Source organism: Corynebacterium ammoniagenes DSM 20306, assembly GCF_001941425.1.
In the GTDB taxonomy this organism is placed as follows: Bacteria; Actinomycetota; Actinomycetes; order Mycobacteriales; family Mycobacteriaceae; genus Corynebacterium; species Corynebacterium ammoniagenes.
The window spans coordinates 873,956-886,534 of sequence record NZ_CP009244.1 but is presented as its reverse complement, the minus strand read 5'-3'; the positions used below and the strand labels follow the sequence as shown (position 1 = coordinate 886,534).

Here is a 12,579-nt window from a genome sequence, read left to right as displayed (position 1 = left end):
TTACCGCGGTGGGCTTAGAGCTTGGTGACCTCAAACTGCAGGCGTGGGTTTGCAAAGTACTCCTGTGATTGCACCAGCTGTAGCTCTTCGGTGCCAGCTTCGAAGGTCTTTTGCAGCAGGTCGAAGACTGAGGACGCGGTGCGTCCCAGTGCTACGGAAGCATCGCGGGTCTCGGTGTAGTGACCGGCAAATAGCGCGGTGGTGACATCGCCAGAGCCGTTGCGCTTAAACGGCAGGTGCGGGGTTTTGACGATATAAGCATCGTCGCCGTCGGCGGCAATCATTTCGATGCTGCCTTCTTCGGTTTCTGGACGCTGCACGGAAGTCACCAGCACCACGCGTGGACCAATGGCTTGTGCAGCCTTAATGGCGTCGAGGGTTTCTTCCAGCGTGCCTACCTTCTTGCCGGTGAGGTAGCCCAATTCGAATTGGTTGGGCGAGATAATATCGGCGACAGGCACGACCTTATCGCGCAGCAACGGTGGGATTTCATCGGAGACAAAGCAACCGGACTTCTCATTGCCCATGACTGGGTCGCAGGCATACAGCGCGTTGGGGTTGACTTCTTTAATGCGCGCGACGGCATCCACGATGGCGCCGGCGATGTCCGGGCCACCCTGGTAGCCGGAAACAATCGCATCAATGTCTTCGAATACGCCGCGGCGGCCAATCCCGTCAATAATGCTGGTGACATCATCAGCGGATACCAGCGGTCCGCCCCAATCACCGTAACCGGTGTGATTGGAGAAATTAACGGTGTGCACGGGCCACACTTCATGGCCGATACGCTGCAGTGGAAACACAGCTGCAGAGTTACCGACATGGCCAAATGTAACGTGCGACTGGATTGACAGGATATTCATGCTCGACATATTACTCCCGTCACCAGTTATTCCTTTAACCGGCTGCGACTATAATTCGCGGCAGGTTTTACTCAAAGTCCGTGTCAATCTCATCATCTAAAGTTTCACGGTCCGCCGCCGAAGGAAATGCCTTGGCACCAGACGGCTTGGGATGGAAGGTCAGCCCGCGCTTGGCCAGCGAATCATACCAATCCGCCAGGAGCTCATTTTGCAGCGCGAACATTTCTTGTTCTTCTGACGGGGTCCCGTGGTCATAGCCCAACAGGTGCAGGCAACCGTGTGTGGTCAATAGCGCCAGTTCATGCGATAGCGAGTGCCCGGCGGCATCGGCTTGGCGCTCAGCAAATGCTGGGCACAGCACGATATCGCCCAACATGGCAGGACCCATATCCGGGGCATCCGGGCGTGGAGTCATCGCACCTGGGGTGATCTCATCGATCGGAAAGCTCATCACATCAGTTGGGCCTTCCAAATCCATCCACCGCACGTGCAGCTCTTCGATGGTTTCTAAGTCCACGCATGTCATGGTCAGCTCCACATCGGGGTTGACATCCATGGCGCCTAGGGCAAAGGAGGCGACATCAATGAGCATTTCCTCATTGACACCATCGAAGCCGGACTCATTGAAAAATTCGATGCTCATTATTGCTCGTCCTTTACCTGTTATTTCTTCTGCCCTGTGGAGTCATCAACTTGCTCGGAGTATTTGGCGGCAGCCAGGCCAGCGGATAATTCCGCGGTGGAATCATCCGTCGTCGAATCTTGCTTTTTTACCGGATAGCCCAGATTGCCGGTGGCTGCATCATATTCGTCGTACGCGCTGACGATGCGCCCAACCAGCTGGTGGCGGACGACGTCGCCTGCGCCAAGATCGGAAAAGTGCACGTCGTCGATGTTATTGAGGATCTTGCGCACCAAGCGCAGCCCGGAGATCTGACCCTTGGGCAGGTCCACCTGGGAAATATCGCCGGTGACAACGATTTTGGAGCCAAAGCCCAGGCGCGTCAAAAACATCTTCATCTGCGCCGCAGTGGTGTTTTGGGCTTCGTCGAGGATGACGAAGGCATCGTTGAGCGTGCGGCCGCGCATATACGCCAAGGGGGCTACTTCAATGATGCCGGCTTCCATGAGCTTGGGAATCATCTCGGCATCCATCATGTCGCGCAGGGCATCGTAAAGCGGGCGCAGATATGGATCAATCTTGTCATTCAAGGTACCGGGCAAAAAGCCCAGCTTCTCCCCTGCCTCCACGGCGGGACGCGTCAAGATAATCCGGCTGACCTGCTTATTTTGAAGCGCCTGCACGGCTTTCGCGACCGCCAGGTAGGTCTTACCGGTACCAGCAGGACCAATGCCGAAGACAATGGTGTTGTCATCAATGGCCTGTACGTATTGGCTTTGGCCTACGGTCTTTGGGCGCACGCGCTTGCCACGACGGGAGACAATATCGGCGGAGAGTGCCTGCGAGACCGACTCGGGGGCATCGACGGCAATCATGTCCACGGTGTGCTTGACCGTATCTGGGGTCAACGCATGGCCCCGGCGCGCGATGGCTTCGAGCTCATCCAAGGCCTTTTTAGCGCGCGCTACTTCATAATCGGGACCGGTTACGGTCACCACATTGCCGCGGGCAAAAAGGTCTACATCCAGCAGGTTGTTAAGCACCCGCAGGTTGTCATCCGCCGGTCCCAGCACCGCGCTGGTATAAGCGGAGTCCACGTTAAACTTCTTGGTAATGATAGCCACCTTGTTCAATCTACCAGCGTCCTTACCATCTATTTGTGCGAACCCCGATGGCAGCTAATGCCACCATCGCTGCCGATGCCGTGCGCAAGACTTCGGGGCCGAGTTTGATTGGGTGTGCGCCTGCTTTCTGCAAGGTCGCAAGCTCTTCAGGGCCGATCCCGCCTTCGGGGCCAATGAGCAGGATCAGATCCGTTGACGTAGCAGCATCTGTTGTCAGCGGGACGTCCTTGATGGAGTCCGTGGCATCTTCGTGCAAGACATAAATGAGACAATCCTCGCGCTCGGCTAAGTGCTGCACGAGCTGGGCAGTCGTCAACGGGCCGTGGGCGAAAGGCACGCGGGTGCGCCGGGATTGTTTTGCCGCAGATTGTGCCTGCGCCTGCCACTTCTGCAGTGCCTTCGGAGCTTTTTTCGCATCCCACTTCGCAATGCAGCGATCTGATTGCCACGCGATGAATTCATCTGCCCCGGCCTGGGTGGCCAGGTCAATTGCAAGTTCCGAGCGTTCGGATTTCGGAATCGCTTGCACCACGGTCACGCGTGGGTTTGGCGCGGGGGTTGCGCCGACGACATCCACGCGGACCACAAGCTCGTCTTTACCGTGGGTTTCGTGCACTGTGGCCTCGACGAACAAGCCGTCATCGACAAGCGAAGGCGTATCTGGGGCATGTACTAAAAGCACCTGCTCGCCCGGCGCGAGCCTTTTGACGGTCACAGCATGACGCCCTTCCGCACCGGTGAGCGTAAGGACGTCGCCCTGTTTCGCGCCGGTGAGGTCGGGGTGTAAGAAAGTCGGTAAAGACATGGTGAGCTAGATTTTAGCGGCGGAAGCGGTCGCGGAGACGGTCGAAGAAGCCTTCGCCATCGTTGTCATCGGCGGAGTGCACCTTCGTGGCTTCCTCGCGCTTGTCGCGGATTTGCTCCAGCATCTCCTTGGTCTTTTTATCCAGGTTGGTGGGCACGACGACATCGACGTGTGCATAAAGCTTGCCGTGGCCATCGGTGCGCAGTCGTGGCATGCCCTTGTCATCGATCGAGATGGCCTCACCTGGCTGGGTGCCGGGCTCGATATCGATATCGAGGGTTTCGCCATCGAGGTGCTCGACCGGGAAGGTGGTGCCGAGAGCGGCATCGACCATTGGCACACGTACGGAAACGTGCAAGTCATCGGCATCGCGTTCAAAGATGGGGTGCTTTTGGGTATGGACTTCCACGTACAAGTCACCAGCTGGTCCACCGCCGTGGCCGACTTCGCCTTGATCGGCCATGCGAATGCGCATGCCATCGCCAATGCCCGCGGGGATATTCACGGTGATATCGCGACGCTTCTTCACGCGGCCATCGCCACCACAGTGGTTGCACGGATCGGTGATAACTTCACCAAAGCCCTGGCACTGTGGACACGGACGAGAAGTCATAACGTTGCCTAGGAAAGAACGCTGTACTTCTTGGATTTCACCAGCGCCGCCACAGCCGGTACAGGTCACTGGCTTGGACTTGGTGGCCGAGCCGGAGCCTTCACAGCGGTCACACAAGACTGCAGTATCGACCGTGACGGTCTTGCGCATGCCGGCATAGGCTTCTTCCAAAGTAATGCCCGTGCGCAGCAACGCATCATTGCCGGGTTGGACACGCGAGCGTGGGCCGCGGCTTTGTCCGCCGGCACCACCGAAGAACTCAGCGAAGATATCTCCCAAGCCGCCGCTGCCGAAGCCGCCGCCACCAAAGCCACCTTGGCCGCCCTGCTGCTCCATCGGGTCAGAGCCCATATCCACGACCCGGCGCTTTTGAGGATCCAGCAAGACCTCCTGCGCTAAGGAAGCTTCGCGGAACTTCTCCGCGGCTTCTTCATCACCGGGATTGACATCGGGGTGGTATTTACGCGCCAGCTTGCGGTAGGCCTTTTTAATTTCCTGATCGGAAGCGTTGGATTCCACGCCTAAGATGCCGTAGTAGTCACGAGCCATGGGGAGATGTAATTCCTTTTCGTTGCTATCTTTTAATTAAAACTTAAATTTGTGCCTAAGACACTCTACAGGTGAGTGCCAATTATTCATGTCCGAGAATATCGCTGACATAATGTGCAACGGCTGAGACCCGAGACATTGTTCCGGAATAGTCCATGAATGTGGGACCTACCACGCCCAGACCACCCAGAACATCACCGTCGGTGCCATAGGCGGTAGTCACCACCGAGGCTTGGCGGAGTTGATCATCATCATGTTCCTCGCCAATGACCACGGAGATATTTCCTACCTCTGGCACACGCGTGAGCAAGTTGAGCACCACCACTTGTTCTTCCAGGGCCTCTAGAAGCCCGGAAAGGTCAATGCCGCGCGAGGTGATGGAATTGCGCGTTAGGTTCGGGGTACCTGCCAGTAGATAACGCTCGGCGGGATATTCCACGAGGGTTTCTACTAATACGGTGGCGGCTTTGCGAAGGTGCGGGCGAATATCAAGCGGCACATGCTCTTCTAACACGTTCAGGTGTGCGGTGGCCTCCGCCAAGGTCTTACCCGCCAAGGCGTTGTTGAGAACATCGCGCAGGCGCAGAACTTCTTCCGGCTCAATGACGGTATCTAGTTCCACATTGCGTTGTTCCACGCGCCCATTGTCCGTAATGACTACAAGAAGTAGCCGCACGGGTGAGAGTGCTACGACTTCGCAGTGTTTGACGGTAGACACCTGAAGGTTTGGCATCTGCACCACCGCTGCCGAGTTGGTGATTTGCGCGAGCATCCGCGCTGCTCGATGCAACACGTCTTGTAAGTCCACGCCACCTTCGAGGAAAGTCAGCATGGCCTTGCGCTCTGGCTTGGACAACGGTTTGAGATCATGCAGGGAATCCACGAAGACGCGGTAGCCCTTTTCCGTGGGCACACGCCCTGAGGATGCATGGGGTTGGGTAATGAGCCCTTCTGATTCCAGCACCGTCATATCATTGCGGATGGTGGCAGAAGAGACCCCTAATTGATAACGCTCTAGAAGTGCTTTTGACCCGACGGGTTCTTGCGAGGAGATAAAGCCTGCAACGATTGCGCGCAGGACCTCTTTCCGTCTTGCGTCAGTGATACTCGACATTTAGCACTCGCCTCCTTCGATTGCTAAATCCTACCCCAGCACCATGCAGGTTGTTAAGTCTAGGACTCCTCGGCCAGCAAGAGGTCAGTGATGATTCCATCGGCAAGCAAACGGCCGGCCTTGGTCACGCGCAACCTGCCGTCATCGACAAGCAATCCGCGATCAATAAAGCTATCCACCATCGGCTGTGCGGCATCTAATAACAAGCTGCGATCGATGCCTTCGCGCAGGCGCAAGCCCAACATGATTTTTTCCATGTGGTTCTCAGATTCCGTCAACGTTTCCGAATCTGCAATCGGCAATTCATCATCGCCCAGCATCTTGATATAGCGCCCCGGCAATTTCACGTTATAAAAACGCTCATTGCCGATATGCGAGTGCGCGCCAGGGCCTGCACCCCACCATTCCTGGTCGCGCCAATAGATCATATTGTGGCGGCACTCCCCGCCTTCTTTGGCCCAGTTGGAGACTTCATACCAACCAAAGCCTGCGTCATCGAGCCTGCTGGCGATGATTTCATAGCGCTTAGCCATGGTGTCTTGATCAGGTGCTGGCAACTCGCCCTTTTTTACCTTGCGCGCCATGCGCGTGCCATCTTCCACAATCAGCGAATAGGCACTGATGTGATCCACTCCCGTTTCCAAAGCCAGGTCCAGAGTGCGGCGCACATCATCATCAGTTTCGGTAGGCGTTGCATAAATCATGTCCAGGTTAACGTGCTCGAAGCCTGCGGCCTTGGCTTCGCGTGCGGCGGCAAAAGGCCGACCTGGCGTGTGGGCGCGCTCAAGGATTTGCAGCACGTGTGAGGCTGCCGACTGCATGCCTAAGCTCACGCGCGTGAAGCCGGCTTCTTTGATTTGCTCAAAAAATTCCGGCGAGGTGGATTCCGGGTTGGATTCCGTTGTAATTTCCGCATCAGGAGAAATACCGAAGGAATTACGCGCGGCATTTAATACGCGGGTGAGCCCTTCCCCACCCAAAAGCGAGGGGGTACCGCCGCCGACGAAAATGGTATCTGCCGGACGATTTACTTTTTCCGCGGCTTTTTCTAATTCGCGTTCTAAAGCGTTCAAATATGGGCCGGTGAGATCATGCGGGCTTCCCAGCTCACCCGGGGTATAGGTGTTGAAATCGCAGTAGCCGCAGCGCGTTGCGCAAAACGGTACGTGGATATAAAGCCCAAACGAGTCTGTCATGGCCATTACACTAACGCTTAACGCGAATTCCGTGTAATCTTGTCCCATCATTTCTTTAATGATATGAACCTGTACTCAAGCAAAGAAAGGCACCCGCTGGTGGAACCTCCGAGTCGATGTCCCCGCTACCAAACTATTAGGTGGTGGGGAGCACTATGATGACCGCAATTTTGATGATTTTAGCCGGCATCGTAGTTATTGGCCTGATCATCGTTGCAAACGCCTTCTTCGTAGCGCAAGAATTTGCCTACATGTCCGTCGACCGCGCCCAGCTTCGCACGCTGGCTGCCGGCGGTGACGTCCGCGCACAGCGAGCGCTGTCCATTACGAAGAAAACCAACTTTATGCTCTCCGGCGCACAGCTGGGCATTACCGTCACCGGCCTGCTGATTGGTTATGTCGCAGAGCCACTCGTCGGTCAAGGCCTCGGCGTGCTACTCGGCGGTGTGGGAATCCCAGCCGCAGTCTCCGTGGCCGTCGGCACCGTTTTAGCCCTGGCGGTCTCCACGATTGCCACGATGTTGTTCGCGGAGCTTTTCCCGAAAAACTACACCATTGCAGCACCGATGAAGTCTGCACTTGGGTTGGCTACCCCGTCCATTATCTTCTTGAAGATTTTTGGACCCCTGGTTCACTTCTTTGAATACTCCTCCAACGCCATCTTGAAAGCTTTCAAGATTGAGCCCTTGGAAGATGTGGACTCCTCCGCCACCTCTGGCGATTTGGAGTCGATTATGGATAACTCGCGCGAATCCGGCGACCTCGACGATGACACCTATCTGGTTCTCGACCGCCTATTGCAATTTCCGCATGAAGACGTCGACCACGCGATGGTGCCGCGCTCTCGCGCCGATGTGGTAGAACCGTCCACCACAGTTCAGGAAGTGCGTGAGCTGATGTCAGCGAACCACACGCGCTACCCGGTGATCGATGATGACCACAACCCAGTTGGCGTCGTGCATCTTTTCGATGTTCTCACGTGGAAAGGCGACCCGAATGCCTCGGTAACCGAGGTCATGAAAGATTCCATCGTCGTCCCGGAGCTTATGCCCCTGCCCAACTTGGTGGATGAGCTGCGCCACGCCGATGAAAAGCTGGCGTGCGTGATCGATGAATACGGCGGCTTCGTCGGCATTGTCACCTTGGAAGACCTCGCTGAGGAAATCTTGGGCGATATCACCGATGAGCACGACGTAGAGGAAACCGAAGAGATCACCGAACAAGACGAGACGCATTGGCTTGTCGATGGCGATACGCCGCTTGATGAAATCGAACGTGCCATTGGCCACGATCTGCCCGAAGGTGATTTTGAAACCATCGCCGGTCTGCTGATCGCACACACCGGTTCTTTGGTGGTCGAAGGCGAAACCCACACCATTGATTTGGAAGCAGAACCCGAAGACTGGGTTGAAGATGACGCACCACAGCGCCACCTGAAAGTCCACGTGGAAGAAGTCGACCGCCACGTGCCGTCCATTTTGGCCCTCGAGCTGATCGAGGAAACCGAAAGCGACGCCGAAGACAACAAGGACGCTGATGATAAGGCGGATGATGCTGCATCAGATGCCGACGCTACTGAGGAAGGACAGGTGCGCTAATGGATAACTGGGTATTAAACCTTGTGGCCACCCTGCTGGTCATTGTGGCCTCTGCCTTCTTCGTCATCATTGAGTTCTCACTCATGAGCGCTCGCCGCAACCGCTTGGAAGAGACCGCGGAAACCTCTCGCGCCTCCCGTGCTGGTCTGCGCTCGCTTAACGAGCTGACCATCATGCTGGCCGGTGCCCAATTGGGCATTACCGCAGCTACCTTCATTCTTGGTGCGGTGACCAAGCCGTGGGTTCATCACTTGCTGATGACCCCGTTGGAAGCCTTGAACCTTCCGACTTCCATCGCCGACGTGGTGGCATTTATCATCGCGTTGTTCATCGTGACCTTCCTGCACCTTGTGCTTGGTGAGATGGCCCCGAAGTCTTGGGCAATTACGCACCCGGAAACCGCGCTGCAAATGATTGCTATCCCCGCACGCGGATTCATCTGGCTCTTTCGCCCGCTGCTGGTGTGGATTAACCACATGGCAAACCTGTTGGTGCGCAAGACTGGTGAAACCCCTGTCGATCGCGCAGGCGCTGCCGGCTATGACGTGGATACGTTGCGCTCCTTGGTGGAGCACTCACAAGAAACCGGTGCACTTGATAAGGATTCCGCCACCCAGATCACTGGCGTGATTGAACTGGAAACCTCCACCGTTGGCGAATTTGCTCGCCTGCACGGCTCGGAGATTGTGCCGTTGCCTTCCGATGCCACCGTCGACGAATTGCAGCAGCTGTGCTTGTCCAAAAACATTATGCGCGCGCTGATCTATCCGAAGAATTCACGGATGCCACAGATTGTGCACGTGCGTGACACGCTCATGGCTGAGTCGGATGCGCCAGCATTGCAGTTCTCCCGCCCCGCATTGACGGTTGCCGGTTCCACCACCGTGCAGCACACCTTAGATCACATGCGTGCCCGCAATGAACAGATGATCATCGTGGGCAAGGCCAGCAACAAACCTGGCGCCCAAGCCGTGTTGATTTTGACCTGGAATAACATCATGGGCCAATTGTGGCCACAGATTACCGAAGAGCTGGACAAGGTTCCTACCTTGCCACCGGAAGAGCGTGCAGCCTTCCGCCGCCCGCAAACGCCGGGTGATGAGGCCTAGAGGAACGACAACCACACATGTGGCTGCTTGGATAACAATCCAGGTAGCCGCATTGTGGTTTTACCGCCGCCGCAGCGCTTGAATCACCGCATCAATAATGAGGAATGCCACCAGGCTGATTCCAAACATTGGCGCCATGACCATATAGGCCAACAAGAACACGATGATGCCGGTGAGTACGCCGGGACGGGTGCGGCGCCACTGCCCTGCTGCTTGCAGACGACCTGGGCGGCCATTGCGTCCCCGCAGCCACCACATGCGGTAGCCCAAGATGATGATAAGCAGGCCGAGCGCGATGGCACCGAGAACGAGCTGGTTAATCCACCCGAACAATGTGCCCATGTGCAGTTGAATAAGCCAGGCCGAAAGCTTGGCTGCCAATGGCCAATCGGCGTGGTCGACGCGGTCGACAACCTCGCCGGTCTCGTCATTGACGGAGATGGCATCATTAGCGAGTTTCCAGGACTCGCGCATTTCTGTCACCGTCCAGGCCGCGCCTTCTTCTGCTGGGAAGGCAATTTCAATGATTCCGTCCATGCCCGCCTCACGCGAGGTGGCGGCGACGGTATCGATCTGGCTGAGATAAGTCTGCGTCAGGTCACCTTGGGAGGAGACCTCCCCTGTTTCTGATTCGCTGCTGCCACCGTGGTGATGCGCGTGAGTCGTGGCCGGCATGTTCTGAATGGTCGGTCGTTGTTCCGGCGATGGCGGTGTCGGGGCTGGGTTGAACCCAGTCCAGCTCCGCGCGCAGGTTAGCGATATTGCCACCGGCCATAGATGACCACGTCAGCCCGGTGACGGTTAAGAATAAGAACCCGGGCAGCAGCCAGAGTCCCAGCACGCTGTGAATACTGCGTGCCTGTTGGCGTTGTACGTGCGCGCTCGGGGCGGCGTTTCGCGCCGCTGTTTTGGTCTTGTTGGTGCGAATTCGCACCAACCACAGCCACGCACCGGCGAGTGCCAAAATACCCAGCCATGAGGCGGCGACCTCGGAGTAGATACGTCCCGGCTCTCCCAACCACAGGTGGCGGTGGCCTTCAGAAATCCAGGTGCGCAGCGGCAAAGCGCGCGACGAGCCGTACTGAACCAGAGCACCGGTGACTTCTAAAGAACCGGGGTCGACAAAGACTGCCTGACGGTAGCTGGAGCTTTCGAGCGAGGGGTCATCGAAAAGCACCCGCGTGGTCTTGGCTGGGTCCTCAAAGCTCTGCACTGCTGAAAGTTCTAAGTCTGGGTGGACTGCTTGCGCAGTCTTTACTTGATCGGCCAGTGGCTGCACTGGCATCTCAGAGCTGGCCGTAATCACATCGCGGTAAACAATATTTTCCAGGCTCGGAGCAAATGCGTAGAGAAATCCCGACAGTGCGGAGATCACCAGCAACGGCGCCACGAAGACGCCTGCCACGGAATGCAGACGGTGGATTACGCCATAGGCGCCACCACTTTTCCGAGTTCGTGGTCGCGCAGAAATCTGAGAAGGTGCAGAATTGGTCACGCCTATTGAGTCGCTCGGGATTAGCTATTAGTTCCCTGGTGACGGCGGTGCCTGCCCCCTTTTATCCCCCAGGGATAGTTCCCAAAAAATTCAAAACTCCGACCGGCGCTAAGATTTTATAGCGCGGGCCGGAGCTTTAGAAAGGCTTCAGACTAGAAAAAGCGTGGCAGATCGATATTGAACTGCTCTGCAATCTCACGTACCTCTGGCACCTGGGACGCAAATGCCGCAGCGCCGCCGACCAGTGCGGTCAGGGAGCTAATGACGTAAACGTAGGTCAGCTTATCGAATGCAAGGGTGCCATCATTGCCCCAATCCTTCTTGATACCCCAGACGTTTTTCTGAGAATCGGAAGCATCGAGCAGATTACCGAGCTGGGACGAACCGCTGAAGTTCGAGGACAGACCGTTGTCGGTCGTGGTAGCGGTCTTCGAGTCATTGGAAGAACCAGCGGAGCTGCCGTCGTTTTCGGCGGCAATAGCTGGGGTGGCAGACAGGGCTACGGCAACAGCGGTAGCGGCAGCAACCAGGGAAGTACGAATAGCACGCATGGTTTTACTCTTTCGGTAGTAGGGAGAGATACTCACTGCACATGAGTAAGGGCACCAGCTTCCTCGCTGATGCCAAATGCAAGTCCCCAGTGGGTAACTCACGAAACTAACCGTAGCACTAGTTTGTGCGTCTGGTCGAAAGATACCTTTGCGCAAAAAGTATTAGGCGGTGGTTGCTGCGCGTTTCGCAGCGGCGCGCTTAGCAGCAACTTTGGCCACGATACGGTCGATACGCTCGCGTTCTTCCAAAAACGCCGGCGGATTAAACCCGCGCATGGTGCGCACATACGCCGGATGATTGTCCACTACAGTGCGATACCAGCCGTGGCAGGCAGCGGCGACTTGCTTGCCCGTGCAGTTGTACAACTGCGGCAGCGAGACCATATCGAGGTTGCGCGCGACCGCATCGGTTTGGTCCAGCACGTATTCCACAACATCGCGCAGATAATCCACGGTCGCCGCGGTGCGGTCTTGCAGCGCTTCCGCTAGCTGATGCACCGCAACCGGTGGGCCGTCGATAGGATAGTCCGCTTCCAACGTATGCGCATTAAAGGCATGTGGTGGTTCCACATCGTGGTTGCCGGAGGCCGCAGCGGAAATGGTGCCGGAGCGCAGACCAGAGACCAACGCCTGGCGCAGGCCGATGAGCTCTCCCACGCACCGGCCGGAGTCCACGCGGGCATCTTCAATGATGTCCCCGAGTTCCGCCAAACAATCAAAGGCTAAGTCATTGTCCCAGTCCTCGATAGCCTCAATGAGGTTTTCGATGTATTGAGCGACTTCATCCCCGATATTATAAATCTCCTGGGTTAGTTCGCGGTGCCGGAGCTCGGCGGCAATCTTGTGCATAGACTCGGCCCCTCCTTTCCGCAATTGCTAGCCCAGTAATTAGTCAAGCCTCAAAGACTTACCCTCAACTTAAACTTGAGAGTAATGGTTA

13 protein-coding genes are annotated in these 12,579 nt (G+C 56.6%); 2 read left to right on the top strand and 11 right to left on the bottom strand.

What is annotated here, in order from left to right:
- Window positions 1-14: 14 nt before the first annotated feature.
- The 7 genes from pdxY to hemW form a co-directional block, all read right to left on the bottom strand.
- Window positions 15-863 (bottom strand): pyridoxal kinase PdxY, encoded by an 849-nt coding sequence (pdxY, locus tag CAMM_RS04155; RefSeq protein ID WP_040356320.1) that lies wholly within the window; start codon window positions 861-863, stop codon window positions 15-17.
- Window positions 864-930: 67 nt separating this feature from the next.
- Window positions 931-1,506, bottom strand: a complete 576-nt coding sequence (gene ybeY / locus CAMM_RS04150; RefSeq protein WP_003849305.1) for an rRNA maturation RNase YbeY — start codon at window positions 1,504-1,506, stop codon at window positions 931-933.
- 20 nt (window positions 1,507-1,526) lie between these two features.
- A complete protein-coding gene (locus tag CAMM_RS04145) occupies window positions 1,527-2,609 on the bottom strand; it encodes a PhoH family protein (RefSeq protein WP_232051034.1) in 1,083 nt (360 codons plus the stop codon).
- A gap of 22 nt (window positions 2,610-2,631) precedes the next feature.
- On the bottom strand, window positions 2,632-3,414 hold the full coding sequence (locus CAMM_RS04140; protein ID WP_003849310.1) for a 16S rRNA (uracil(1498)-N(3))-methyltransferase: 783 nt from the start codon (window positions 3,412-3,414) through the stop codon (window positions 2,632-2,634).
- A 13-nt stretch (window positions 3,415-3,427) separates the two neighbouring features.
- Window positions 3,428-4,576 carry a molecular chaperone DnaJ gene (gene dnaJ, locus CAMM_RS04135; RefSeq protein WP_003849312.1) on the bottom strand — a complete coding sequence of 383 codons (1,149 nt, stop codon included), beginning with the start codon at window positions 4,574-4,576 and terminating at the stop codon, window positions 3,428-3,430.
- Window positions 4,577-4,658: 82 nt separating this feature from the next.
- The gene (gene hrcA / locus CAMM_RS04130) at window positions 4,659-5,690 is read right to left on the bottom strand and encodes a heat-inducible transcriptional repressor HrcA (protein WP_003849314.1); all 1,032 of its coding nucleotides are present in this window, start codon (window positions 5,688-5,690) and stop codon (window positions 4,659-4,661) included.
- A 59-nt stretch (window positions 5,691-5,749) separates the two neighbouring features.
- Window positions 5,750-6,886 carry a radical SAM family heme chaperone HemW gene (gene hemW, locus CAMM_RS04125; RefSeq protein WP_040356441.1) on the bottom strand — a complete coding sequence of 379 codons (1,137 nt, stop codon included), beginning with the start codon at window positions 6,884-6,886 and terminating at the stop codon, window positions 5,750-5,752.
- A gap of 155 nt (window positions 6,887-7,041) precedes the next feature.
- Between hemW and CAMM_RS04120 the strand changes: the two genes are divergently transcribed.
- Complete coding sequence (locus tag CAMM_RS04120) at window positions 7,042-8,484, top strand: hemolysin family protein (protein ID WP_003849317.1); 1,443 nt, start codon at window positions 7,042-7,044, stop codon at window positions 8,482-8,484.
- The gene (locus tag CAMM_RS04115) at window positions 8,484-9,593 is read left to right on the top strand and encodes a CNNM domain-containing protein (protein WP_003849319.1); all 1,110 of its coding nucleotides are present in this window, start codon (window positions 8,484-8,486) and stop codon (window positions 9,591-9,593) included. Before CAMM_RS04120 ends, CAMM_RS04115 begins: the two co-directional genes overlap by 1 nt.
- Window positions 9,594-9,653: 60 nt before the next feature.
- On the opposite strand, the gene CAMM_RS13165 is transcribed toward CAMM_RS04115, so the two are convergent.
- From CAMM_RS13165 to CAMM_RS04100, 4 genes are all read right to left on the bottom strand, one after another.
- Complete coding sequence (locus tag CAMM_RS13165) at window positions 9,654-10,268, bottom strand: PepSY domain-containing protein (RefSeq protein WP_077715792.1); 615 nt, start codon at window positions 10,266-10,268, stop codon at window positions 9,654-9,656.
- Window positions 10,192-11,088 (bottom strand): PepSY-associated TM helix domain-containing protein, encoded by an 897-nt coding sequence (locus CAMM_RS13160; protein WP_169307537.1) that lies wholly within the window; start codon window positions 11,086-11,088, stop codon window positions 10,192-10,194. Before CAMM_RS13160 ends, CAMM_RS13165 begins: the two co-directional genes overlap by 77 nt.
- 152 nt (window positions 11,089-11,240) lie before the next feature.
- The gene (locus CAMM_RS04105) at window positions 11,241-11,639 is read right to left on the bottom strand and encodes a hypothetical protein (protein WP_003849325.1); all 399 of its coding nucleotides are present in this window, start codon (window positions 11,637-11,639) and stop codon (window positions 11,241-11,243) included.
- Window positions 11,640-11,801: 162 nt separating this feature from the next.
- Window positions 11,802-12,488: a hypothetical protein gene (locus CAMM_RS04100; RefSeq protein WP_003849326.1), complete on the bottom strand. Its 687-nt coding sequence runs from the start codon at window positions 12,486-12,488 to the stop codon at window positions 11,802-11,804.
- Window positions 12,489-12,579 lie beyond the last annotated feature (91 nt).